Below are 24906 nucleotides of genomic sequence, written 5' to 3'. Positions count from 1 at the left end.
CATGTGCTATATATAGGATATAAAAATATTGATGATTTCAATATTGTGTTGGTTATCAGTAAAGATTTATTTGTAGAGGTTAAAAACATTTTCAATCTTAAGAGGAGTTTTTATGAAGGGAATTATTTTAGCAGGAGGAAGCGGAACAAGGCTGTATCCTTTAACAAAAGCTATTTCAAAACAAATTATGCCGATATATGATAAGCCTATGATTTATTATCCTTTATCGGTATTGATGTTAGCAAATATAAGAGAAATATTACTTATTTCAACTCCTAGAGATTTGCCAGTGTTTGAAGAATTGTTAGGTGATGGAAGTCAATTGGGAATAAAGTTGAAATACAAGGTACAGAAATATCCAAATGGATTAGCAGAAGCCTTTATACTTGGTGAAGAATTTATAGGAGATGACAATGTTTGCTTAATTTTAGGAGACAATGTGTTTTATGGAGCAGGTTTTTCTGGATTATTAGAAGAGACTGCAAAATTAAAAGAAGGAGCAGTTGTATTCGGATATCCTGTAAAAGATCCAAGAGCATATGGAGTAGTAGAATTTGATAAGAATGGAAAAGCAATTTCATTAGAAGAAAAGCCAGAAAATCCTAAATCAAATTATGCAATACCAGGATTGTATTTCTATGATAATACTGTAGTTAAAAAATCTAAATCAATAAAACCTTCAGCAAGAGGAGAGTTAGAAATTACTACAATAAATGAGGAATACTTAAAAGAAGGTAAGTTGAATGTAAAACAACTTGGAAGAGGAATAACCTGGCTTGATACAGGAACTCATGAATCTTTGTTACAAGCGGCTAATTATGTAGAGACTGTACAGAATAGACAAGGTTATTATATTGCATGTATAGAAGAAATAGCTTATAGAAAGAAATGGATAAATGAAATTCAATTAAGACAAATAGCAGATACTATGCTTAAAACAGATTATGGAAAATATTTGATGGATTTGTTAAAATAATATCTAGGAGGTTTTAATTTTGGAAAATCCTAAGTTATGTATACTTTTAGCTTCTTATAATGGAGAAAAATATATAAGCGAACAATTAGATTCAATTATTAATCAAACATATAAAAATTGGGAATTAATAATAAGAGATGATGGATCAAAAGATGAAACAGTAACAATTTTGAATAAATATGAAAAAAAAGATGAGCGAATAAAGATTTTGAGAGATGATAAAGGGAATTTAGGGTTTTTAAAAAATTTTGAAGAATTACTTTTTAATGCAAAGGAAGAGTTTGTTTTATTTTCAGATCAAGATGATTTTTGGCTAAAAAATAAATTAGAGAAATTTGTTGAAAAAATAAGGGATCTGGATGAAAAAGTATTATCAAAACCATTGTTGATACATTGTAATTCTTTAGTTTGTGATGATAAGTTAGAAATAATAAAAGAAGAATTTATTGATTCAAAAATAGCAAAAAAAACTAATTCAAATATATATTTTTTTGAATATATCGTACAAGGATCAACTTCTATGGTAAATAAAAAAATGATAAAAGAAAGTCTTCCGTTTTTAAAAAATGTCACTTTGCATGATCGTTATTTTCATTTGCTTTCGCAATTTTTAGGAACAAGAGTTTTTATAGATGAAAGTTTGGTAAAATATAGACAACATGAAAGAAATGAAATAGGAGCGAATAGAAGTATAATAAAAAATATAATGAGTAAAAAGTATTTTTATGTTGAAGATAGAAAATTGATTGAAGAAATAAAAGAAAAATATATAAAATGTTTAAGAAAAAGAGATTTGAATGATATTGAAAAATATTTGGAAGTAACAGATAGAAACAAAAATAGATTGGAAAGATTTTGGTTAAGTAAGTATTTTCAAATGAAATTACTAAAAAGATTAGTGTTATTAATAAAAGGATAAAATATGCTAAAGAAAAAAGGATTTATAGGAGTAGCTTTTCATAAAAAATTTTTTAGCTACAAAGATGATGTTATTGTTCCAATTCATGTTGGTTCAAAAGAAAGTAAAGAAAATTTGGAGTATCTAAAAGATTCTTCGGGAGATAATATTTCAGGGGAAAATAAGAATTTTTGTGAATTGACAGGTATTTATTGGATGTGGAAAAATATAGATGCTAATTTTTATGGAATGATGCACTATAGACGATATATTTCTCTTGAAAATAAATTAGAATACAGATTAAAGAGGATATTGTATATTTTTTCAAGACTTTTTTATTTAAAACCAATAATAAATTTGCTTGATATGAGAGAATTATTTCAAATAAAGATTAGTGATGAAAAATTAATGGAGCAAAAAATAAAGAGGCTGTCTAAAAATATTACGAGTGAAATGCAAAAATATGATGTGATTTTACCAAAAAAAGAGATTTTTAATAAAAGTGTGTATTTACAGTATAAAAAGGCTCATATAGTAGAGCATTTAGATAAATTGTTGGAAATAATAAAAGAAGATCATGAAGAGATATATCCATATTATAAAAAAAGAATAAAAAAGGGGAATAAAATATATCCTTTAAATGTATTTATTATGAAAAAAGAATATTTTTTTGAGTATTCTGAATTTATTTTTGATGTATTATTTAAATTAGAGAAGAAGATAAAAATTCCTTCAGATCCTTATCAAATGAGAGTTTTTGGGTTTTTATCTGAAAGAATGATGTTACCATTTATAGAATATTTGAAAGATAAAAAAAATATAAATGTAAAAGAAGGAGTTATACTTTATTTAGATAGAAAGGAGAAAAATGAAGGAAATATTTGAATATAGAGCACTTTTAATAGAGCTAGTAAAAAGAGATATAAAGAAAAAATATAGGAGATCTGTACTAGGAATACTATGGAGTATGTTAAATCCTTTTTTGACAATGCTAATTATGGCGATGGTGTTTTCGAGTTTCTTTAAATTTGCAATTGCAAATTTCCCTGTATATTTATTGACAGGTCAGTTGATATTCAATTTTTATTCAGAAGCAACTGGTACTGCAATGGGATCAATATTGGAAAATGCCTCTTTAATAAAAAAAGTATATGTTCCTAAACACATTTTCCCAATAGCTAAAGTATTGTCAAGTTGTGTCAATTTTGTATTATCATTACCAGGACTGATTTTAGTAATAATTATAACAAAAGCACCTATAAAAACCTCAGTATTATTTTCAATAATACCAGTGATATATGTTCTTTTCTTTTGCCTTGGAGTAGGGCTATTATTAGCATCTGTAGCTGTCTATTTTAGAGATATGTTTCATTTATACGGAGTTCTCTTAACAGCTATAAGTTATTTAACGCCATTATTTTATCCAAAAGAAATAGTTCCGAAAGAATATATGTTTTTAATAGATTTAAATCCAATGGTTTATTTTGTTGATTTATTTAGAGATATGGTATATTATGGGAAAATGCCGACATTAGATGAGCATCTAAATTGTATATTTATTATTATCATCGCACTTTTTATTGGAGTAGTGACGTTTAATATGAATAAAAAGAAATTTATACTTCATATATAGGAGGAATATAGTGGAAGAAATAGTAAAAGTGAAGAACGTTTCTATGAGGTTTAACATGAGTTCAGAAATAATTCACTCTTTTAAAGAATACATAATAAAATTAATAAAACGGCAGCTATTTTTTAAAGAATTTTGGGCGTTAAGAGATGTTTCTTTTTCTTTAAAAAAGGGAGAAATATTAGGAATAGTTGGTTTTAATGGTTCTGGGAAAAGTACGATATTGAAAGTAGTAGCGGGAGTACTGGAACCAACTATAGGAAGTGTAGAAGTCACAGGGAAAGTGGCACCTTTAATAGAATTAGGAGCAGGATTTGATCCAGAATTAACAGCAAGAGAAAATATATTCTTAAATGGTGCTGTGTTAGGATATGATAAAAAATTCATGGAAGAAAAATTTGATGAAATAGTGGAATTTTCAGAATTAGGAGAATTTTTGGATACGCCATTAAAGAATTTTTCTTCAGGAATGTATGCAAGGTTAGGATTCGCAATAGCAACAGTAGTTAGACCAGATATATTAATAGCTGATGAAATTCTTGCAGTAGGAGATTTTCACTTTCAAGAAAAGTGTGAACAAAAAATAAAGGAAATGATGTCCAAAGGTACGAGTATATTGTTTGTATCACATTCGATTGAACAAGTAGAGGAATTATGCGATAGAGTTGTTTGGCTAGAAAAAGGGAAATTAAAGATGGTTGGAGATACAGAGAAGGTTTGTGAGGCATATAAAAATAGTTAGATAAAAAATAATAAAATAAAAATTAAGAAAGGAGAAAAAGTAGTAGTGGTAGTTTTCAACTACGAAATTTAAGTAGAGATGAGATATGATTATTTAGTAGTAGGAGCAGGGCCTTTTGGAGCAACTTTTGCTTATGAAGCAAATAAGAGAGGGAAAAAAGTTTTAGTGATTGACAAAAGAGATCATGTTGGTGGAAATATGTATTGTGAAAATATTGAAGGAATAAATGTTCACAAATATGGAGCACATATTTTTCATACAAGTAACAAAAAAGTGTGGGATTATGTAAATCAATTTTGTACATTTAATAATTATATAAATTCACCAATAGCAAATTATAAAGGTGAAATATACAATTTACCATTTAATATGAATACTTTTAATAAATTATGGGGAGTTGTGACTCCATCAGAAGCTAAAGCTAAAATTGATGAGCAAATAAAAGAATCTGGAATTACAGAACCTAAAAACTTAGAAGAACAAGCAATTTCTTTGGTAGGAAAAGATATTTATGAAAAATTGATAAAAGGTTATACTGAAAAACAATGGGGAAGAAGTACAACAGAATTACCAGCATTTATTATTAAAAGATTACCAGTAAGATATACTTATGATAATAATTATTTTAATGATAAGTATCAAGGAATTCCTGAAGGTGGTTATAATGTAATCTTTGATAAGTTGTTAGAAGGAATTGATGTAGAATTGAATGTTGATTTCTTTGAAAAAAAAGAAGAATTATTGTCTAAAGCTGATAAAGTAGTGTTTACAGGTATGATAGATCAATATTTTGATTATAAATTTGGTGTTTTAGAATATAGAAGTTTAAGATTTGAACACGAAACATTAGATGAAGAAAATCACCAAGGGAATGCAGTAGTAAATTATAACGAAAGAGAAGTACCTTATACAAGAATAATAGAACACAAGCACTTTGAATTTGGAAAACAACCAAAAACGGTTATAACTAGAGAATATCCAGCAGAATGGAAACAAGGAGATGAACCTTATTACCCAGTAAATAACGATAAAAATGCTGAAATATTTAAAAAATATCAAGAATTAGCAAAACAAGAAAAAAATGTAATATTTGGTGGAAGATTAGCTAATTATAAATATTATGATATGCACCATGTGTTTGAAGTTGCTTTGGAAGTGGTGGAAGAAGAATTTAATAAATAAAAATAAATAAAAGTTAATGCGATTAATTGAAGGAGAAAATTTTATGAATAAGTTACAAAGAAGTGTATTTCCTAAAATAGGAATGTGTACAGAAAAAGATTTATATTTTAGGTTAAATAATTTTGCAATCATAAACATGAGTGATTCAATTATATATTTAGAAAAAAATGGAAAAGTTCACACAGACACGTATTTTAATAGTGTTAGTATAGGGAAGTGGAAAAAATATACTTGTATAGAAGATCTGAATTTTAATATAAAATATAAAGGGAAAATAAAAATCTCATGGATATTACATCGATTACATTATGGTATGAAAATTTTAAAAGAAGATTATTTAGAAAGTAAAAGTATAGAAGAAAAAAATATAGCATTGGATTTTTGGGATGACTTAGAAGATGGAATGTTAGCATTTGTTATAGAGGCATCTGATGAAAGTGAAATATATGATTTTTCATATTTTACAAATACGGAAATAAAAAATAAGATATCATTAGGAATTTCTATAACACATTTTAATAGACAACAATATGTTCTTCCAGCAATGGCAAGATTAAAAAGAGAATTATTAACAGATAAGGATTTTATAAATAAAGTATCAATTTTCGTAGTAGATAATAGTAAAAATTTACCACAAACTGAAGGAATAACAATAGTTCCAAATGAAAATTTAGGAGGATCTGGTGGATTTACTCGAGGATTAATGGAATTAAAAGAAAGAGGTGAATTCACTCATTGCTTATTTATGGATGATGATGCTTCGTGTGAAGTAGAAGGATTAAAAAGAACAATTAATGTTTTAGAATATGCTAAAGATCCAGAACTATGTATAGGTGGAGCAATGTTGAGGGAAATTGAGCCATTTAGACAATTTGAAAATGGAGCTAGATTTGATGGTATTTGTAGACCAAACAAATTGGGACTTGATTTGAGGCATGTTGTTGATTTACTTATTAATGAACAAGAAGTACCGATAGATTATGCTGGATGGTGGTTTTTTGCATTTCCTATAAATAAAGTAAAACATTATGCATTTCCATACTTTGTAAGAGGAGATGATATAGGATTTGGATTAGTTCATAAATTTAAAATAATTACAATGAACGGTATTTCTTCTTGGCAAGAAGATTTTGCATTAAAAAATGGTCCATTACCATTTTATTTAGATACAAGAAATCATATTATGCAATACTTTCATGGATTAGTTCCTAATAATGGATTAATACCTACATTAAAAATAACAGCTAGAATGCTTTTAAGACAATTATTAACTTATCAGTATGAAACAGCATTGGCTTCAGTTTGTGCAATAGAAGATGTTAATAAAGGAAGTAGTTTCTGGAGAAATAATGTAGATATGATGAAAAGAAGACCAGAAATTTTAAGTTTAGTCAATAAAGAGAAAGTAATAGATGTTCCTTTTGAAGTCATATCACAAGCTAAACAGTATCCAAGTGTAACAGGAGAAGAAGGGACAAATGGTCCTAAAGATAAACTAAAAAATTTCTTAATAAGAATAACATTGAATGGGCATCTTTTACCTAAAATTTTCTTTAAGAAAGGAATAGTTGCACAAAATAAATCATTTGGTGGTATATTGAAAGAAGTTTATAGATATCCTAAAGTACTTTATATTCATCAACCTACTAAAAAAGGATATGTAGTGGCTCATAGTAAGAGAACTTTCTTTAAATGTGTATTTAGATATTTAAAGGCAATTACAATATTAACTCTTAAATATAGAAAATTAAGAAAAGATTACAGAGCAACATACAATGAATTTACAAGTGAAGAATTTTGGAAAAAACAATTTAATAGAACGGGGGACAATAATGACTAATGAAACTATTATGATGAAAGTTAAACAAGAAAATTTTTCAAAACAAAGTTTTTGGAAACGAAATGGAATAAATTTATTATACTCATTAATAATAGCGTTATTTATAGTTCTCGTGTGTACGTTATCAGATAAAAGTTTCTTTTTTTATGATGATGCACAGAATTCCTATTTACCGTATTATCGTGCGGTGGGACGAATGTGGTTAAATAAGGAAATACCTTTGATAATAAAAAATACATTTATTGGTCAAAATATGATGATTGATATAGATAGAGGGATTTTTTTGCCACAAAATATTATTTTATCTATTTTGTCAGTTAAAATAGAATCATTCTTAACTATATCGAGACTAGTAGCATTTGTTAATTTTGTATTAATGGCATTTTTTGCACAGAAAATATCAGAAGCTTTAAATATAAAAAATAAAGTAGTAGTAGCTTTTTTATTTTGTATAAATCCTATTTTTTTATACTTTTATTTAGCTTCTTGGTGGAATAGCGCAGCCGGTCAAGTTTGGTTTGTTGCTGCATTAGCAAGTATTTTTTTGTTAAGAAAAAAATTTGAAATAAAGTATTTGGTTCTTAATGTAATATCTGTATTATGTATATTAGCTTCTGGATGGCCACATTCAGTAATATCATATGGTTTTGTAATAACGGTATACTTAATAGAATTATTTTTTAAAAGAGAATATAAAAAAATAATGATATTATTATTTATACATTTGGGAATATTTTTGATAGGAATTAATATTTATTCAGAATATGTTATTTCTTCAAAATTGATTGATCGTCCTAATGGATTTGGGAATTATGGTAATTTTTTAACTCCTAGTTTTAATTCTATTTTAATGACATTTATCCCAAATTACTATACATTTATAAATAAATTTGGTGGCTATTCGATAATAAAAATTCCTATTGCATACTCATCAATATATATATTGATTTTAATTTGTTTTATTAAAGATATAAAAAAAATATTTAAAGGGGAAAATGTAAAATTTTTAGGAATATTAATTCTATTATTTTTCATGTCTTCTCAACTTCCAACTCAATTAGGACCGCTTCGTTGGCAGTTTAGATTTTTACCTTATTTCAGTGAAATATTGATAATATTTTCGATGTATAGTTTAAGTATAAATGATTTAAAAATTACTAAATATAGATTTAAAATATTTATTGGGACTTTATGTGTGTCTGCTTTTTTGTCTTTTTTTGTAGTCGAGGAACATTTTGCTAAAATGTTTCAAGTTAATTTAGTATTTCTTATCTTAACTATATTTTATATTTATACTGTTTGGAAAGAAGGTAAATTTAAATTAGTTTCTTCTATAGTGTATACAATATTCATGTTGTTTTTAATATTATTTATTCAAGAATCTACAAATGGAATTTTGCCACTAGATGGAGTAACTCCTAATATTAATTTGGAAAATAGTTTTCAAAAAAATGGGTATTTATTATCTTTGACGAATGGGAAGACTCCTGTGGAAAATTTGGAAGATTTACATTACGGTCAATTTCTATATTTTAACATGAAAACTATAAATGGATACTCTCCTGTTGGAAATAAGAAAATTATGGAGTTATTAGGATATCCAGAATCAGCACACCATATTTTTAATCAAGAATCAACAGTAAATGCATTATCAAATAAATATAGTAATGTTTGTTATTTTGATTTATTAAATATTGGTTCAATAGCAATATTTAAGGATCAATTGAATGATGATATGAAAAATAAAATTCAAGGTTGTGGATATTCAACTAGAAATGTACAAAATCCCAATGCAATATATTTTGTTAAAGATAAATCAAATACAGTAGGAAATATTTCTTATTTATCAGAAGGAATAAAAGCAAATAATTTATTAGAAGATAAAGCTAATAAAGAAAAATATTTGATTTCATCAACCCAAAATGGATACATCATAATGAGTAAAGTTTATTGGAGAGGTTACAGAGCTTATATAAATGGTAAAAAGATTAACGTTTCAAACGAAAAGGGATTGATAAAGCTTGATAATGTTCCAAAAGGATTAGATAAAGCAACATTAGAAATAAAATATTTTCCAGCCAGTTGGAAATATACTTTATGGTTGATACCTCTTGGAATTATAATTATTTTAATAGGATTAAGAAAAGGAAAGAATTTATTGTTAGTAGAAGGAGAAAATATAGAATGAAAAATTATATAAAATTAATGCGTCCGAAACATTATTTGAAAAATGGATTAATTTTGGTACCGTTATTTTTTTCAAAAGGAATTACAGATTTTAATAAATTATTGTCGGTATTTTTGGCAATTTTAGCATTTTCTTTTCTTTCTTCGACAATTTATATAATAAATGATACTATGGATGCTGAAAAAGATAGACAGCATCCTAAAAAGTGTAAAAGACCAATAGCTTCTGGTCAAATTTCAAAAAGAAATGCGATAGTTTTTTCAATATTTTTATTTGTGGTATCTTTTTGTTTTCATTATTATGGAAATGATCATAAATTACTTACAATATCAACGTTATATCTAGTTATGTATTATTTGATAAATTTATTATATAGTTTAGGATTGAAAAATAAGCCAGTCTTAGATTTAGTATTATTATCTTCAGGATTTCTTTTGAGAGTTTTATATGGTGGTGCAATTGTAAATGTTCCAATTTCTTATTGGTTATATTTAATTGTGATAACGTTCTCATTTTATATGGGATTTGGTAAAAGACGTGGAGAATTAGAAATAAAGAGTGATAAAAATACAAGAGAAGTCCTAAAAAAATATTCTTATGAATTTTTAGATAAAAATATGAATATTTTTATGGCATTAACATTGGTTTTTTATTCTTTGTGGACTGTTGATCCGAGAACAACAGAAATAGTTGGAAGTGATATTTTTGTTTGGACAGTTCCCTTAGTTATTGTTATTTTTTTAAGATACAGTTATGCTATTGAATTAGGAGAAAGTGATGGAGATCCAGTAGAGGTTTTAATGTCTGATAAAATATTGATAGGTTTAGTTATATTATATATATTATCAACAATAATACTTTTTTATAGAAGTTTATTTATAGGAGGATAAACGATGAATGTATATGATTTTGATAAGACTATTTATGATGGAGATAGCACGATAGATTTTTATTTATTTTCGATAAAAAAGGATTTCACATTAATAAGATACTTTCCTAAGCAAGTTTTTTATATGATTTTATATCATTTAAAAAAAGTAACAAAAGAAAAGTATAAAGAAAAATTTTTTTCTTTTTTAAAAGGAATAAAAAATATTGATAAAGAAATAGAAGAATTTTGGTTAAGAAATGAAAAAAAAATCAAACAGTGGTATTTAAATCAGAAAAATAAAGAAGATGTAGTTATCTCTGCTTCTCCTGAATGGTTATTGAGTCCAATAATTAATAAGTTAGGAATTAATTTAATTGCAACTAAAGTTAATAAAGAAACTGGGAGATTTAATAGTTTAAATTGTTATGGTAAAGAAAAAGTAAAAAGATTTAAAAAAAAATTTCCAAATGGAGAAATAGAAAATTTTTATTCAGATCATTATTCTGATACGCCAATGTTTTTGATTTCTAAAAATGCTTGGATTGTAAAAGGAGAAAAAATAGAAAAATGGACTGATGGAAAGGAACAAATAAAATGGTAGCTTTGAGTAAAGAAGATAAAGAAAAAATAAGAATTTTTGCGGGGTCATCGAGTAAAGAATTAGCAAAAAAAATAGCAGAGTACCTTGAAATAGATTTATCTTCAAATCAGATAGTAAAATTTGCAGACGGAGAAACTTTTGTAAAATCGAATGAAAGTGTTAGAGGTTGTAAAGTATTTATTATTCAATCAACTTCAAAACCAGTAAATGAAAGTTTAATGGAATTATTGATATTTATTGATGCGTTGAGAAGAGCTTCAGCAAGAGAAATAACAGCAGTAATTCCTTATTATGGATATGCAAGGCAAGATAGAAAAGCAAGTCCCAGAGAGCCAATTACATCAAAATTAGTGGCAAACTTATTGACAGTAGCAGGAGCGACAAGAGTAATAACAATGGATTTACACGCAAGACAAATTCAAGGATTCTTCGATATTCCAGTAGATCATATGGAAGCATTGCCAATTTTAGCAAAACACTTCATAAAATACGGATTCAGTCCAGAAGATACAGTTGTAGTATCACCTGATGTTGGAGGAGTAAAAAGAGCTAGAGGATTGGCAAATTGGTTGCATACACCACTTGCAATAATTGATAAAAGAAGGGCAAAAGCGAATGTGTCAGAAGTTATGAACATAATTGGAGATGTAAAAGGTAAGAAAGCAATTTTGATAGATGATATGATCGACACAGCTGGAACAATTTGTAACGCAGCTCAAGCATTGATAGACAAAGGTGCGACAGAAGTTTATGGATGTGCGACTCACGCAGTATTTTCAGGTCCAGCAATTGAAAGATTAAAAAATTCAGCATTTACAGAAGTTGTAATAACAGATACAATTGAATTGTCAGAAGATCAACAATTTGATAAATTGAGAGTTTTAACAACGAGTAAAATGTTTGCTGAAACGATTAAGAGAATAACAACAAGTGAAGCAATAAGTGATTTATTTGAAATTCCAGTAGAAAGTATAGAATAAAATAATTATAAATGGGATGAAAGGAAATAAAAAATGGGAAATAAAAAAAAGAATAGAAATTATTATATTGATAATATAAGAGGTTTAGCAACAATTTCTGTAGTATTTATACACACGGTTTTTTGGAGTGGAAGTTCATATGTTCCAGAATATATGAGAAATTTATCTTTATTAATAGATGTTCCGATATTTTTTTTATTGACAGGAATGTTAATGTCTGTGGTAAAGAATATAAACCCTATAAAACAAGTAACAAAATTAATTTTTAGTTTTTTTATATTAGTTTTAGCTTATCAAATTTTATTTATGGATATTAATGTAAATAATCTCTTTTCAGCACTATTTTTTTATAATGCTGTATTGGATAAATTTCCAGTTGTTAGTGGAAGTTATTGGTTTGTTCCTGTTTATGTAATAGCATTATTAGTATCTTATATGTTAATAAAACAATATTCACCTAAAAAGTTATTTACAGTTATTATTTTAATTTTTTTCTATTATTTATTTACATATTTTACAAAAATAGAAATTAATTTTTATAATTTTAATTATTCAATTTTATTTTTTATTTCTTGTATTTTGATAGGTTATTTGGGAGCAATGAAAAAATATAAATATCTGTATATAGTTCTATCTCTAGTATCTATATTGATTTATCTATCTATCTATTTATCTAAAAAAATTGTTTTACAGGATTATAAATTCCCAGTAGGTATTCCTTATGTAGTAGCTTCAATGATATCATTATTTTTAATATTACATTTTTTTCATAAATCAACATTTTTAAATTTAAAAATTCCTATTTTGAGTTTTGTAGGGTGTAATAGTTTATATTTTTATATGAGTCAAGGAATAGGAGCTTCTATTTTATTTTATATTTTACCTTTTTTAAAGTTTAGTTGGCAATTAAAAATGATATTTGCATTTATAATTAATATAATAGCTTCCTTAATTATAGGATATCTTTTTATTTGGGTTGAAAAACAATTTAATAAGATTATTAGTAGAGGTAATTTAAATGTTGAAAGTTAATATAAAGAAAATATTAAATAAGGAAATATTGTTATATCTTATTTTTGGAATAACTGTTACATTATTAAATATTATATTATTTTATTTATTTATAAATGTATTTAAAATGTCAATAGGATTAGGTAATGTATTAGATAATATTATTTGTATATTATTTCAATATTTCACTAATAGAATATGGGTTTTTGAAAGTGAAAATAAAGGTAAAGAAGCTATAAAAGAATTTATTCAATTTATATTAGCGAGAGGTATAACAGCGATTATTGATCAAATCTTTGTTGTAGTGGGGATAGACTTTTTTGTAAATAGATTTATTTCAATCCAAAATAGGTCAGTATTCTCATTGCTTGTAAAAGTAATATCGAATATTATAGTTATAGTATTAAATTATATTTTTTCAAAACATTTTATTTTTACATAAATCTGAATATTAAATTATTATAAAAATTGGAAAGGTAAATTTTATGAAAAAAAGAAATTTTAAAGTTTTAGAAAGCTTCCGATTTTTGGCAGCTTTATTAGTTGGATTAGGACATTTATTTACTTGGAATGGTAATCATGATGTAATTCCACGTTCTTTTATGCTGTCAGTAGACTTTTTTTTTGTATTAAGTGGTTTTGTATTAACACAAAATTTAAAAGATCAAAAATTAAATGTAGATGAATATCTTAATAAATTATTTTTTGGAAGAACAATAAGGTTGTTAATACCATATATGATATTAGTTACTATTTATCAAATTATTTTTGTTAAATTTATGGGACATATAAAAATAAGTTTATATGAATGGATAATAAATTTATTTTTGTTACAAATTTTAGGATTAAATGGAAATGTTACTGGAGGTATGATTGGAGTAGCGTGGGCTTTGGGATTAGAATATTGGATAGGAACTATTTATTTTCCATTTGTTTATTTTCTTAAAAAGAAATTTGATAAAGGATTAATTTTTATTTCTATTATGACATATATAATTTCTATTGGAATATTACGACATTATTCAACAAATTTTATAGCTGCTAAAATATTTCGATATTTTGATGTTCCGATAATTATTTCAAGGCTTTTAGCTTCTTACAGTATTGGAACTTTATGTTCAATTCTTTATCAAAAATTTAAAAATATAGAGTTTAAAAATAAAAGGAAAATTTTTACAATATTAGAAATAACAATAATTTATTTTATAATTAGAGTTTATAATTCAAAGCATTACAATGGTGAAAATGAGTATGTTTTTCCTATTTTTGCAGGAATTTTAGTATTTATCTTTGCTTATGAAAATGGAATTATTTCAAAAGCATTAGAAAAAGTGTCTTTTCTTGGGAAATTAAGTTATTCAATATATCTTATACATCCTTGTTTTGTCGAATTAATGAATTATTTAAAAGTTAAAAATCCTTTAAGTGGGTTAAATATATCGTATTACATTATATTATTATTAATAACATCATTTTTATTCTATTATTTTGTTGAAAAAAATATAATAAATTTAAAGTATAAATTGTTAAATAAAAATAAGAACAAAGAGTTGAAAACAAGTGTATGAGATAAGAGGTAAATAAACATCTATTCAATGAAAATTATGAAAGAATATTAGTCGTATTTTTTTCTTAATGAATCGAATAATTAAAATAAAAAAACGTAAAAAAAATATCTTTTTTTAATAATATAATTGATTTATAAATAAAAAATAGGGGTCTAAAATGGAAAATACAATTGTAAAAATATTAGATATAAGAATATAAAATTTGAAAAATTTTCAAAATGGTAAAATAAGTTTTTTTAAATTCAGATATAAAAAATATATTGAAGTTAGAATTGGGAGGCATTTTAGGGATTTATGGTCAAAATGGTTCTGGAAAAACAAAGTTATAGATGTATTATTTATTTTGAAATCAATTTTAATTGAAAAAGCAAAAAGAAGAAATAAGCAATGATGGGATAAAAAACATAATAGCAGATTTACGTTCTATAAGAGAAGGAAAACCTATTTCATTAAGATATGAATCAGAAGGGATAAAAAGAATTGTTTCAATATTGGGAGTACTTATAGCAGTCTATAATCAACGTTCAGTCTGTTTGGCAATAGATGAATTGGATTCGGGAATTTTTGAATATTTGTTAGGAGAAATACTGGAAGTGTTATCTAATGAGATAAAAGGTCAAGTAATATTTACTTCTCATAACCTAAGAATTCTTGAGAAAATTGATAAAAAGAAAATAGTATTTTCTACAACAAATCCAAATAACAGATATATAAAATTTAAGTATGCAAAACCAAGTAATAACTTGAGGGATATGTATTTAAGGGAATTAATCATTCAAGAACAGGATGAGGAATTGTATAAAGAGACAAAACAATCTGATATAAAGAGAGCTTTTTATAGAGTGGGGGCATCATTAGATGAAAAAAGGTAAAAAATTTAAATTCAGTAAATAGACACAGTAATTTTTGGTTGTTTTTTTGTGATAATTATTAAATAAAAAATACCAAAAAAGAAAGGAAAGGTTTATGAAAAATATACTAGTAATCGGAGGAGCAGGATACATCGGTTCTCACACAGTAAATCTATTAAAAAAAAGTGGATATAATCCAATAATTTATGATAATTTATCAAAAGGTTACAAAGATGTAGCTGAAATATTAAATGTAAAATTTATAAAAGGTGATTTGGGAGATAGAAAAAAACTAAAAGAAGTATTTGAAAAAGAAAATATTACAGCAGTTATGCATTTTGCAGCATTTATTGAAGTTGGGGAATCAGTTCAGGAACCAGCTAAATATTATGAAAATAATGTTGTTAAAGTAACAAAATTATTAGATCAAATGGTTGAATCAGGAGTTAAAAACTTTATTTTTAGTTCTACAGCAGCAACTTTTGGAGAACCTGTTAAAGATAAAATAGACGAAACTCACCAACAATTACCGATTAATCCATATGGTAAGAGTAAATTAATGGTAGAAAAAATACTTGAAGATTATGATACGGCATATGGCTTAAAAAGTGTTGTTTTGAGATATTTTAATGCTAGTGGAAGTGATAAAGATGGAATAATTGGAGAAAGTCACATTCCGGAAACTCATTTAATACCATTAATTTTACAGGCGGCTAGTGGAAAAAGAGAGAGCATAAAAATATTTGGAGATGATTATCCAACAAAAGATGGTACTTGCATAAGAGATTTTGTTCATGTTTATGATTTAGCAAAAGCACATATTTTAGGTATGGAAAAAATGTTGAAAGAGAATAAAAGTTTAAATTACAATCTTGGAAGTGGAGAAGGTTTTTCGGTTAAGGAAGTTATTGAAAAAGTAAAAGAAGTAACTGGAAAAGACTTTAAAGTAGAAACTGTAGAGAAAAGAGCAGGAGATCCAGCAGTATTAGTTGCTAATAGTGAAAAGGCTAAGAAAGAATTAGGATGGGAGCCTGAATATTCATTAGAAGAAATTATTAACTCAGCTTGGAAATGGGAAAATAATAGAAGATACTAGATTAAATATAAATTAGGAGATTTTTCAAGATGAAAATACTACTAACAGGCTCAAATGGCCAATTAGGCCACGATTTCAAAAAGATATTTGATAGAAAAAATATCGAATACATTGCAACAGATCACAAAGAATTAAACATTACAAATGATGAAGATTTAAACAGATTCTTTCAAGAAAATGAAGGAATTACTCATGTGATAAATTGTGCAGCATACAATGATGTTGATAAAGCTGAAACTGATAAAAAGGTTTGGTTGTTAAATGCTGAGGCACCTAAGAAATTGGCTGAATTTTCTAAAAAGATTGGGGCGATTTTTGTTACTTATACGACAGATTTTGTATTTGATGGGGAGAAGAATTCTCCTTATATGGAAGATGATAAAACGAATGGTGTTTCAGAGTATGGAAAATCGAAGGCCCAAGGAGAAAAAGACGTTTTGGAGGCGTATGATAGATCATTTGTGATACGGACTTCATGGGTATTTGGGATAGCTAATAACAATTTTAATAAGCAAGTTATAAATTGGAGCAAATCTCGAAATGAGTTGAATATTGTGGATGATCAAATGTCAGTTCCAACTTATTCGATGGATTTAGCTGAATTTTCATGGAAATTGATCCAAACTGAAAAATTTGGATTGTGTCACATTACAAATGATGGAATTGCGAGTAAATATGACCAAGCTAAGTATGTTTTAGAAAAAATTGGTTGGAAAGGAACGTTAGGAAGGGCAAAAACAGCTGATTTTAATCTTCCTGCAAAACGACCAGCTTATTCAAAATTGGATTCTAGTAAGGTAGAAAAGTTGCTAGGAGAAAAAATTCCTACATGGCAGTCAGGAATTGATAGATTTCTTGAAGAAATGAAGGAAAATGGAGAATTGTAAAATAGAATTTTTATTGAGAAAGGCTAGATTTGTTCTAGTCTTTTTTGTATAATAGAGGTGAACGTATGTTAGAAGAAATAGGGAATTTTAGAAAGGAAATGAAGAAAATATGAAAAAGAAGAAAAAATTGCCGATTGGAATATCGAATTTCAAAGATATAATTGAAAAAAATTATTATTATTTTGATAAAACGAGATTTATAGAAGATATTTTGGAAGATGGAGCACAAGTAAAGCTGTTTACTCGTCCAAGAAGATTTGGGAAAACATTGAATATGTCGATGTTGAAGTATTTTTTTGATGTTAGAAATAAAGAAGAAAATAGGAAGTTATTTGAAAATTTGGAAGTTTCTAAAAGTGAATATTTTGGAGAACAGGGGAATTATCCAGTAATTTCAATTTCGTTTAGGAATTACGATAAAGAAAATTGGGAAACAGGTTTTAGAACTATAAAAACAACAATTGCTAATATGTATGCAGAGAATAAATTTTTAATGGATAGTTTAGATAAAAGGGAACTACAGAAATTTGAGGATATTTGGTTAGAAAAGGACGATGGAGATTGGGAAGGTTCATTGAGGAATTTGGTGCAATATTTGTATGAATATTATGGGAAAAAAGTAGTAGTGTTGATAGATGAGTATGATCAACCAATAATAGACTCATATATTAAGGGATATTATGATAAAGCCATCAGTTTTTTTAAAAGTTTTTATGGATTGGTTTTGAAGGATAATGAATATCTTGAAATGGGAGTTATGACTGGTATTTTGAGAGTTGCGAAAGAGAATATTTTTTCAGGATTGAATAATTTGGAAGTTCATACGATTTTGGATAGTGAATTTACAGAGTATTTTGGGATTATGGAAAATGAAGTGGAGGACTCCCTTAAAGATTTTGATTTGGAGTATGAATTAATTGATGTTCAGAAGTGGTATAATGGATATTTATTTGGAGAAATGAAGGTGTATAATCCATGGTCGATTATTAATTTTTTAAAACGTGGAAAATTAAAACCTTATTGGGTGAATACGAGTGGGAATGGATTAATTAAATTATATTTGCAGAAATTAAAAGATGAAATTTTTGATGATTTTTCAAAATTATTGAATAAAGAAAGTATTCTAAAAAGAGTTAATGACAATATGACTTTTGGGAATTTGGAGGCTAATTTTGAAAAAAATATTTGGAATTTGTTTTTTCATAGCGGATATTTGACTTTGAATGAAGGATATAATGAAAGTGAAGAAGAAATTCATTTAAAAATACCGAATGAAGAAATTTTAAAAATGTTTTCTGAAATGTTTATTGAAATATATTTTGAGAGTTATGAAACTTTTCTGTATATGACCAATGCGTTAAAAAATGGAGATATTGAAAAATTCAAATTAGAGTTGAATAAAATTTTGTTGGAGAATGTAGGAATTTTTGATGTGAGTGGAGCGTATAAAGAACAGTTTTATCATGGTTTAATTTTAGGATTAATTTTAAAATTGAAGAATGAGTATGAAATCACATCGAATAATTTTTCGGGGAAAGGTCGCTATGACTTATTGTTGAAACCGAAAAATATTTTAAGAAGGAAAGAAGGCATTATTTTTGAATTAAAAATTGTAAATGTGACTGAAAAATTAGATAAAGATCAAATTAGGGAAAAACTTAAAAATGAGTGTGAGATTGCGTTGAAACAAATTGAAGAAAAAGAATATGTTTCAGTTCTAAGAAATGCTGGGATTGAGAAAGTTTTAAAGATTGGGATTGCATTTTATGGAAAAGAGTTTGAGATGAAGTTTGAGAGGGAATGATAGAGATAGAAAGTGAGAACAGTATGAAGAATAAAAAAACAATGCCAATAGGAATTGATGATTTTAAAACTTTAATAACAAAAAATTACTATTATTTCGATAAGACAAAAATGATTGAAGAGTTACTAGAAAATGATTTTGAAGTAGTATTATTTACGAGACCAAGAAGATTTGGAAAAAGTTTAAATATGTCGATGTTAAAGTATTTTTTTGATGTTAGAAATTGTAAAGAGAATAAAAGTTTGTTTGAAGGATTGTATATATCGAAAAGCGAGTATAGAAGAGAGCAAGGGAAATATCCTGTGATTTACATATCATTTAAAGATATAAAGAAAAAGAACTGGGAAGAGACTTATGAGTTGATAAAAAGTAATATTTATGATTTGTATTATGAACATAGGTATGTTTTGGATAAATTGGATGAGATAAAAAAAGAAGAATACAATGATATTTTACTAAGAAAAAAGGAACCAATATGGTCGTTGGCACTGGAAAAATTGAGTGAATATTTGTATTTATATTATGGGGAAAAAGCGATAATATTGATAGATGAATATGATACACCATTAATATATGCTTATGAGTTTAGTTATTATGAAGAGGCAATAAATTTTTTTAGAACTTTATATGGGTCAGCCTTGAAGGGGAATAAGTATTTAGAAAAAGGGGTACTGACAGGAATATTGAGAATTGTTAGAGAAGGGATTTTTTCAGATTTGAACAACTTAATAGTTTATACAATCCTAGATAAAAAGTATTCGAATTATTTCGGGCTTACTGAAAAGGAAGTGGAAAAAAGTTTGAAAGAATACAAATTAATAGAAGAATTGGAAAAAGTAAAAAAATGGTATAATGGTTACAAATTTGGAGAAAGTAATATTTATAATCCTTGGAGTATAATAAATTATTTAAGTAGTGAAGAATTAGTTGAATATTGGGTAAATACTTCGAATGATAATACAATAAATAGATTAATTAAAAATTCACAGATAAGTATGTTTGAAGATTTAAAAAAAATATTTGAAGGGAAATCAGTTTCAAAAATAATAAATTTGACTTCAAATATGTCAAATTTGAGAAATCCTCAAGAAATATGGCAGTTAATGTTATTTAGTGGATATTTAACGATTTCTAAAAAAATTAGTAATAAAGAATATGAACTAAAAATACCAAATTATGAGGTACAGTCTTTTTTTAAAGATTCATTTATTAATGAGAATTTTAGTGATAAAAGTACCTTTAATCAAATGATAAATGCATTATTAGATGGAAATATAGACATGTACAAGTATTATTTACAACAGATTATGTTATTATTTTATAGTTATCATGATGGAGATAAAATTAATGAAAAGCCTTATCATAATTTAATTTTAGGAAGTATTTTGTATTTAGAAGATTGGTATGAGATAGATTCAAATATAGAGAGAGGTTTTGGGAGAACAGATTTGACATTGACTCCTAAAGATAAAATAAAATTAGGATATATATTTGAGTTCAAAGTAGTTTCAGAAGAAAAAGACTTAGAAGGAGCAACGAAAGAGGCTATTAAGCAAATAAAACAAAAAAAATATGACACAAAAATGCGAAATGACGGTGTAGAAAAAATATTATGTATCGGGATAGCTTTTTGTGGTAAAAAAGTTGATTTAAATTGGGAAAAATTATAAAATTTTGTTACTTCTTTGAGCTATTTTTGTTTGTAAAAAGTTAAAAATATGGTACAATTAAAAGGGATCTCTAAAAAAATTTTGGAATAGTAGAAATAATAAAAAAAGAGATTTTCCTAATAAAAAATATTATACATAAAAAGTTGAAAAATTTTAAAAATATAGAAAAGAAAAAGGAGAAATTTATGAAAAGAATAAGAAAAGCAGTAATACCTGCAGCAGGATTAGGAACAAGAGTCTTGCCAGCGACAAAGGCCCAGCCTAAAGAAATGTTAGTTATTGTAGATAAACCAGCATTGCAGTATTTGGTTGAAGAGCTGATTGCTTCTGGAATTGAGGAGATTCTTATTGTTACGGGGAGAAATAAGAGTTCAATTGAAAATCATTTTGATTATTCGTTTGAGTTGGAAAAAACGTTGGAGGAAAAAGGGAAATTAGAGCTTTTGAAAGTGGTCGATGATATTTCAAAATTGGCGAATATTTATTATGTTAGACAAAAGAAACCGTTAGGATTGGGACATGCGATTGGTTGTGCAGAAGCGTTTATTGGAGATGAACCGTTTGTAGTAGTGTTGGGGGATGACATTATTTATACTGATGAGAGTAAAGGTGAGGCTCCTGTTACAAAACAATTGATTGATAAATATGTTGAATTGAATGGTGGAAATATTTTGGGAGTTCAAAAGGTTGCTGAAAAAGATGTTAATAAATATGGAATTGTTAAGCCTTTGAAAACAATTGATGAGAGAACAGTTGAAGTAGAAAATTTTGTGGAAAAACCATCGTTGGAAGAGGCACCTAGTAGATTAGCTGCATTGGGAAGATATGTATTGGAACCAGAAATTTTTGGATATTTGAAAAATACGAAGCCTGGAAAAGGTGGAGAAATTCAGTTGACAGATGCAATTTTGGATATGAAGAATGATAAAGGGAAATTGTATGCGTATAATTACGATGGATTTAGATATGACACAGGGGATAAATTTGGAATGTTTGTGGCAAATGTGGAGTTTGGATTGAGACATCCTGAATTGAAGGACAGAGCGAAAGAATATTTGAAAGAATTGATGGAGAAATTAAATAAAATAAAGTGAGTTTAAGGAAGGAATTAAATGAAGAAATTAAGTATATTAGTGTTAATCGGTATTTTGAGTTTAAATAGTGTAGGATTAGCGGCCAAAAAGAAAAGTAAAGTAAAAAGAGTAGTTGAGAAGATAGAAAACAAAATAAAAGGGAAAAAATCAGAGGAAAATATAGATACAAATGTAAATTCAAATTCAAATAATAGTATAACAACGGAAAATGAAGTAAAAGATAAAACAGAAGAAACAAATACTAATAATGAAAATTCAAAAGGGAAGAAGAAAACAGTATTAGGTAAAATTTTCAAGAAAGACGATAAAGATTCTTGGCAGTTGGTATGGAGTGACGAATTTAATGGAGATAGTTTAGATTTATCAAAATGGTCTTACTGGGGAGATAACAATTTGCCATGGAGTGCTGGGAATTATTTGGATGAAAATGGAAATTTGGTTGACCAATCAGGATTTAAAGTAAAACACTACTATTTGAAAGAGAATGTTGAAGAAAAAGATGGAAATTTAATTTTAGAAGTAAAAAAAGAGAATGGGAAAACAGTTGATATAAATGGGCAACGAAGAAGGATTTTATATAGTTCGGGAGCAGTTCATACTAAAGGGAAGTTTTCTGTGCAAGAAGGAAAAATTGAAATGAGAGCAGCTATGCCAAAAGGTGTGGGAACTTGGCCTGCATTTTGGTTGTGGCCAGAAAGTTATGATAGTAGAAATTCTTCGAGACCAGCTTTAGGTGAAATTGATATTTTTGAAATTTATGGTTCAGATTTAACAAAAGTAACAGGAACTGCACATGTTTTAAAAGCAGATAATACTTATAAAATGTTTACAGGTAATAGTGAAAAAATCAGAAAAAATGAGGATTTGACTAAATTTAATACTTATGCGATAGAATGGAATTCAGATGAAATTAAATGGTTATTTAACGGTAGAGTTTTCAAAAGAAGAACAATGAAGCAAATGGAAAAAGAAGGTGGGCAGAATCCATTTAAAGAACCTTATTTTATTATGATAAATGTAGCATTAGAAAATAAAACTGGAAGCGATGGAGATGTGGATTTTCCTACAGAAATGAAAGTAGATTATGTAAGAGTTTACAAGAAAAAATAGAAGGAGAACAATTTAGTGGAAATTAGAAAATTTAATAAGGATGAGATTAATATATTTTCTGGTTCAGCTAGTTTGGAATTATCAAAAAAAATAGTTGAATATTTGGGAGTAGAATTATCAGAAAATAAGATTCAGAAGTTTGCTGATGGGGAAATTTTTACGAAATCGCTGGAAAGTATTAGAGGAAGTAAGGCATTTGTTATACAATCGACTTCTGGTGATGTGAATGAAAATATTATGGAGTTGTTGATATTTATCGATGCGTTGAAAAGATCTTCAGCGAAGGAAATAATAGCTGTAATTCCGTATTTTGGGTATGCTAGACAAGATAGAACAGCTGATCCGAGAGATCCTATTACTTCAAAATTAATTGCAAATTTATTGTCAGCAGCTGGAGCGACTAGAATTGTTACGATGGAATTACATAGAAAGCAAGTACAAGGATTTTTTGACATTCCGTTAGATCATGTGGAAGCATTACCTATTTTGGCAGATTATTTTGAGAAAAAAGGGTTTTCGCAAGATGAGAATACTGTTGTTGTTGCACCAGATATTGGTTCAGTAAAAAGAGCGAGAGAATTGGCAAAATGGTTAGAAATACCGTTGGCAATAATTGAGAAAAGAAAAAATGAAAATGGTGAGCACGATATTGAAAATATAATTGGAGATGTCCGTGGAAAGAAAGTTATTATAATTGATGATATGATAAATACGGCAAAAACGATAGAAATGGCTGCAGATGCATTGATGGAAAATGGAGCAACTGAAATTTACTGTTGTGCGACACATGCGATTTTTTCTGATTCGGCTGTTGAGAGATTGAAAAAATCTCCAATAAAAGAAATTATAGTGACAGATACAATTGAATTGTCAGAGGATAAAAAATTTGATAAATTAACAATTTTGTCAACAAATGAAATTTTTGGAGAGGTATTAAGAAGAATAGTTACTGGAAAAGAAGTAAGTAACTTATTTAAAAAATAGAGGTATAGTTATGTATGATTTTACAGCGAGTATAGTGACTTACAATACTCCAACAACAGATTTAGAAAAAATAATAAAATGTTTTCAAAAGATAAAGTTGAATTTTAAATTGTGGATTTCAGATAATTCTGAGACGGATGCTTTAAGAAGTTTTTTTGAGAAAATAAATGACGATAGAATAGAATATATTTTTAATAATGCGAACAAAGGTTTTGGAGAAGGACATAACCGAATTATTAAAAAAGTGGCAGGCGATCCAAAATTATCTGAATTTCATTTAGCAATTAATGCAGATATTTATTTTAAAGAAAATACAATTGAAAAAATTGTCGAGTACATGAAAGAGCATGAGGAAATTGGACAGATAGGGCCTAAGATTACAGATGAAAATGGAAATTTTAGTTATCAGAACAAATTATTTCCAACGCCAATGAATTTGATTTTTAGGCGTTTTCTTCCATTTAAAAGTATTATGGGTAAAATGAATGATGACTATGAAATGAGATGGTCAGATTTTAATCAAATAATGGAAGTTCCTTTACTTTCAGGATGTTTTATTTTTGCAAGGGTTTCAGCTTTAAGAGAAGTAGGTGGATTTGATGAAAGATATTTTATGTACCTGGAAGATTATGATTTATGTCGAAGAATAGGACAAAAATACAAGACTGTTTATTATCCTTTTTCAGAGATAGCTCATAAACATGGAAGAGGTTCGTATAGATCAAAGAAATTATTAATATACCATATAGAATCTGCCATTAAGTATTTTAATAAATGGGGATGGTTTTTTGATAAAGAGCGAAAAATTAAAAATGATGAAACTAGAAGAAGATATTCTAAAGAAAATAAAAAATAAGAAATTTAAAATTTAGAATATTAAAATATTTTAAGCATAAGTATTAGATTATAAATTTTTTAATTTA

The 24906-nt window shown here is 26.8% G+C and carries 23 protein-coding genes; all 23 read left to right on the top strand.

Translation table 11 applies throughout. The features are described 5' to 3' along the window. Positions 1-112: 112 nt before the first annotated feature. The 23 genes from rfbA (at position 113) to J4863_RS08990 (ending at position 24839) form a co-directional block, all read left to right on the top strand. The gene (rfbA, locus tag J4863_RS09100) at positions 113-976 is read left to right on the top strand and encodes a glucose-1-phosphate thymidylyltransferase RfbA (RefSeq protein ID WP_211618406.1); all 864 of its coding nucleotides are present in this window, start codon (positions 113-115) and stop codon (positions 974-976) included. 19 nt (positions 977-995) lie between these two features. Further along, the gene (locus J4863_RS09095) at positions 996-1895 is read left to right on the top strand and encodes a glycosyltransferase family 2 protein (protein WP_211618405.1); all 900 of its coding nucleotides are present in this window, start codon (positions 996-998) and stop codon (positions 1893-1895) included. Positions 1896-1898: 3 nt separating this feature from the next. After that, positions 1899-2759 carry a DUF4422 domain-containing protein gene (locus J4863_RS09090; RefSeq protein ID WP_211618404.1) on the top strand — a complete coding sequence of 287 codons (861 nt, stop codon included), beginning with the start codon at positions 1899-1901 and terminating at the stop codon, positions 2757-2759. Next, a complete protein-coding gene (locus J4863_RS09085) occupies positions 2743-3507 on the top strand; it encodes an ABC transporter permease (protein WP_211618403.1) in 765 nt (254 codons plus the stop codon). Before J4863_RS09090 ends, J4863_RS09085 begins: the two co-directional genes overlap by 17 nt. 10 nt (positions 3508-3517) lie before the next feature. Further along, positions 3518-4246 (top strand): ABC transporter ATP-binding protein, encoded by a 729-nt coding sequence (locus J4863_RS09080; RefSeq protein ID WP_211618402.1) that lies wholly within the window; start codon positions 3518-3520, stop codon positions 4244-4246. A gap of 78 nt (positions 4247-4324) precedes the next feature. Beyond that, entirely contained in the window at positions 4325-5428 is a 1104-nt protein-coding gene (glf, locus tag J4863_RS09075) for a UDP-galactopyranose mutase (protein ID WP_211618401.1), read from the top strand. A gap of 43 nt (positions 5429-5471) precedes the next feature. Then, positions 5472-7268 carry a glycosyl transferase gene (locus J4863_RS09070; RefSeq protein ID WP_211618400.1) on the top strand — a complete coding sequence of 599 codons (1797 nt, stop codon included), beginning with the start codon at positions 5472-5474 and terminating at the stop codon, positions 7266-7268. Beyond that, positions 7261-9456, top strand: a complete 2196-nt coding sequence (locus J4863_RS09065; protein WP_211618399.1) for a hypothetical protein — start codon at positions 7261-7263, stop codon at positions 9454-9456. The genes J4863_RS09070 and J4863_RS09065 overlap by 8 nt, the downstream gene beginning before the upstream one ends. Continuing rightward, a complete protein-coding gene (locus J4863_RS09060; RefSeq protein ID WP_211618398.1) occupies positions 9453-10346 on the top strand; it encodes a UbiA prenyltransferase family protein in 894 nt (297 codons plus the stop codon). Before J4863_RS09065 ends, J4863_RS09060 begins: the two co-directional genes overlap by 4 nt. Before the next feature lie 3 nt (positions 10347-10349). Then, entirely contained in the window at positions 10350-10928 is a 579-nt protein-coding gene (locus J4863_RS09055) for an HAD-IB family phosphatase (protein ID WP_211618397.1), read from the top strand. Continuing rightward, positions 10922-11908 carry a ribose-phosphate pyrophosphokinase gene (locus J4863_RS09050; protein WP_211618396.1) on the top strand — a complete coding sequence of 329 codons (987 nt, stop codon included), beginning with the start codon at positions 10922-10924 and terminating at the stop codon, positions 11906-11908. The genes J4863_RS09055 and J4863_RS09050 overlap by 7 nt, the downstream gene beginning before the upstream one ends. Before the next feature lie 33 nt (positions 11909-11941). Further along, positions 11942-12940 carry an acyltransferase gene (locus J4863_RS09045; RefSeq protein ID WP_211618395.1) on the top strand — a complete coding sequence of 333 codons (999 nt, stop codon included), beginning with the start codon at positions 11942-11944 and terminating at the stop codon, positions 12938-12940. Continuing rightward, positions 12927-13361, top strand: coding sequence for a GtrA family protein (locus J4863_RS09040; RefSeq protein ID WP_211618394.1), 435 nt, complete (start codon positions 12927-12929; stop codon positions 13359-13361). Before J4863_RS09045 ends, J4863_RS09040 begins: the two co-directional genes overlap by 14 nt. A gap of 43 nt (positions 13362-13404) precedes the next feature. Further along, positions 13405-14487, top strand: a complete 1083-nt coding sequence (locus J4863_RS09035) for an acyltransferase (protein WP_211618393.1) — start codon at positions 13405-13407, stop codon at positions 14485-14487. 359 nt (positions 14488-14846) lie between these two features. Beyond that, positions 14847-15359, top strand: a complete 513-nt coding sequence (locus J4863_RS09030) for an ATP/GTP-binding protein (RefSeq protein WP_249111525.1) — start codon at positions 14847-14849, stop codon at positions 15357-15359. A 94-nt stretch (positions 15360-15453) separates the two neighbouring features. Continuing rightward, positions 15454-16434: a UDP-glucose 4-epimerase GalE gene (galE, locus tag J4863_RS09025; protein ID WP_211618392.1), complete on the top strand. Its 981-nt coding sequence runs from the start codon at positions 15454-15456 to the stop codon at positions 16432-16434. 29 nt (positions 16435-16463) lie between these two features. After that, the gene (rfbD, locus tag J4863_RS09020; RefSeq protein ID WP_211618391.1) at positions 16464-17321 is read left to right on the top strand and encodes a dTDP-4-dehydrorhamnose reductase; all 858 of its coding nucleotides are present in this window, start codon (positions 16464-16466) and stop codon (positions 17319-17321) included. Between the two features lie 109 nt (positions 17322-17430). Further along, complete coding sequence (locus J4863_RS09015) at positions 17431-19125, top strand: AAA family ATPase (protein ID WP_211618390.1); 1695 nt, start codon at positions 17431-17433, stop codon at positions 19123-19125. A 23-nt stretch (positions 19126-19148) separates the two neighbouring features. Further along, on the top strand, positions 19149-20795 hold the full coding sequence (locus J4863_RS09010) for an AAA family ATPase (protein ID WP_249111524.1): 1647 nt from the start codon (positions 19149-19151) through the stop codon (positions 20793-20795). 185 nt (positions 20796-20980) lie between these two features. After that, positions 20981-21889 carry a UTP--glucose-1-phosphate uridylyltransferase GalU gene (gene galU / locus J4863_RS09005; protein ID WP_211618388.1) on the top strand — a complete coding sequence of 303 codons (909 nt, stop codon included), beginning with the start codon at positions 20981-20983 and terminating at the stop codon, positions 21887-21889. A gap of 18 nt (positions 21890-21907) precedes the next feature. Beyond that, positions 21908-22999 carry a family 16 glycosylhydrolase gene (locus J4863_RS09000; protein ID WP_211618387.1) on the top strand — a complete coding sequence of 364 codons (1092 nt, stop codon included), beginning with the start codon at positions 21908-21910 and terminating at the stop codon, positions 22997-22999. A 15-nt stretch (positions 23000-23014) separates the two neighbouring features. Next, positions 23015-23983 (top strand): ribose-phosphate diphosphokinase, encoded by a 969-nt coding sequence (locus tag J4863_RS08995; RefSeq protein WP_371815578.1) that lies wholly within the window; start codon positions 23015-23017, stop codon positions 23981-23983. A gap of 10 nt (positions 23984-23993) precedes the next feature. After that, complete coding sequence (locus J4863_RS08990; RefSeq protein ID WP_211618386.1) at positions 23994-24839, top strand: glycosyltransferase family 2 protein; 846 nt, start codon at positions 23994-23996, stop codon at positions 24837-24839. Positions 24840-24906 lie beyond the last annotated feature (67 nt).

The sequence above is a fragment of the Leptotrichia sp. oral taxon 221 genome (assembly GCF_018128245.1).
In the GTDB taxonomy this organism is placed as follows: Bacteria; Fusobacteriota; Fusobacteriia; order Fusobacteriales; family Leptotrichiaceae; genus JABCPH02.
This window is presented reverse-complemented; position numbering and strand designations above follow the sequence as displayed.

Excerpts from the sequence above, each read along its gene's own strand:
- J4863_RS09055 (WP_211618397.1), top strand. The coding sequence starts at position 10,350 with ATGAATGTATATGATTTTGATAAGACTATTTATGATGGAGATAGCACG.
- rfbD (WP_211618391.1), top strand. The coding sequence starts at position 16,464 with ATGAAAATACTACTAACAGGCTCAAATGGCCAATTAGGCCACGATTTC.
- J4863_RS09000 (WP_211618387.1), top strand. The coding sequence starts at position 21,908 with ATGAAGAAATTAAGTATATTAGTGTTAATCGGTATTTTGAGTTTAAAT.
- J4863_RS09085 (WP_211618403.1), top strand. The coding sequence starts at position 2,743 with ATGAAGGAAATATTTGAATATAGAGCACTTTTAATAGAGCTAGTAAAA.
- rfbA (WP_211618406.1), top strand. The coding sequence starts at position 113 with ATGAAGGGAATTATTTTAGCAGGAGGAAGCGGAACAAGGCTGTATCCT.
- galE (WP_211618392.1), top strand. The coding sequence starts at position 15,454 with ATGAAAAATATACTAGTAATCGGAGGAGCAGGATACATCGGTTCTCAC.
- J4863_RS09035 (WP_211618393.1), top strand. The coding sequence starts at position 13,405 with ATGAAAAAAAGAAATTTTAAAGTTTTAGAAAGCTTCCGATTTTTGGCA.
- J4863_RS09070 (WP_211618400.1), top strand. The coding sequence starts at position 5,472 with ATGAATAAGTTACAAAGAAGTGTATTTCCTAAAATAGGAATGTGTACA.
- J4863_RS09045 (WP_211618395.1), top strand. The coding sequence starts at position 11,942 with ATGGGAAATAAAAAAAAGAATAGAAATTATTATATTGATAATATAAGA.
- J4863_RS09015 (WP_211618390.1), top strand. The coding sequence starts at position 17,431 with ATGAAAAAGAAGAAAAAATTGCCGATTGGAATATCGAATTTCAAAGAT.
- J4863_RS08990 (WP_211618386.1), top strand. The coding sequence starts at position 23,994 with ATGTATGATTTTACAGCGAGTATAGTGACTTACAATACTCCAACAACA.
- galU (WP_211618388.1), top strand. The coding sequence starts at position 20,981 with ATGAAAAGAATAAGAAAAGCAGTAATACCTGCAGCAGGATTAGGAACA.
- J4863_RS09060 (WP_211618398.1), top strand. The coding sequence starts at position 9,453 with ATGAAAAATTATATAAAATTAATGCGTCCGAAACATTATTTGAAAAAT.
- J4863_RS09090 (WP_211618404.1), top strand. The coding sequence starts at position 1,899 with ATGCTAAAGAAAAAAGGATTTATAGGAGTAGCTTTTCATAAAAAATTT.
- J4863_RS09040 (WP_211618394.1), top strand. The coding sequence starts at position 12,927 with ATGTTGAAAGTTAATATAAAGAAAATATTAAATAAGGAAATATTGTTA.
- J4863_RS09065 (WP_211618399.1), top strand. The coding sequence starts at position 7,261 with ATGACTAATGAAACTATTATGATGAAAGTTAAACAAGAAAATTTTTCA.
- J4863_RS09050 (WP_211618396.1), top strand. The coding sequence starts at position 10,922 with ATGGTAGCTTTGAGTAAAGAAGATAAAGAAAAAATAAGAATTTTTGCG.
- glf (WP_211618401.1), top strand. The coding sequence starts at position 4,325 with ATGAGATATGATTATTTAGTAGTAGGAGCAGGGCCTTTTGGAGCAACT.
- J4863_RS09010 (WP_249111524.1), top strand. The coding sequence starts at position 19,149 with ATGAAGAATAAAAAAACAATGCCAATAGGAATTGATGATTTTAAAACT.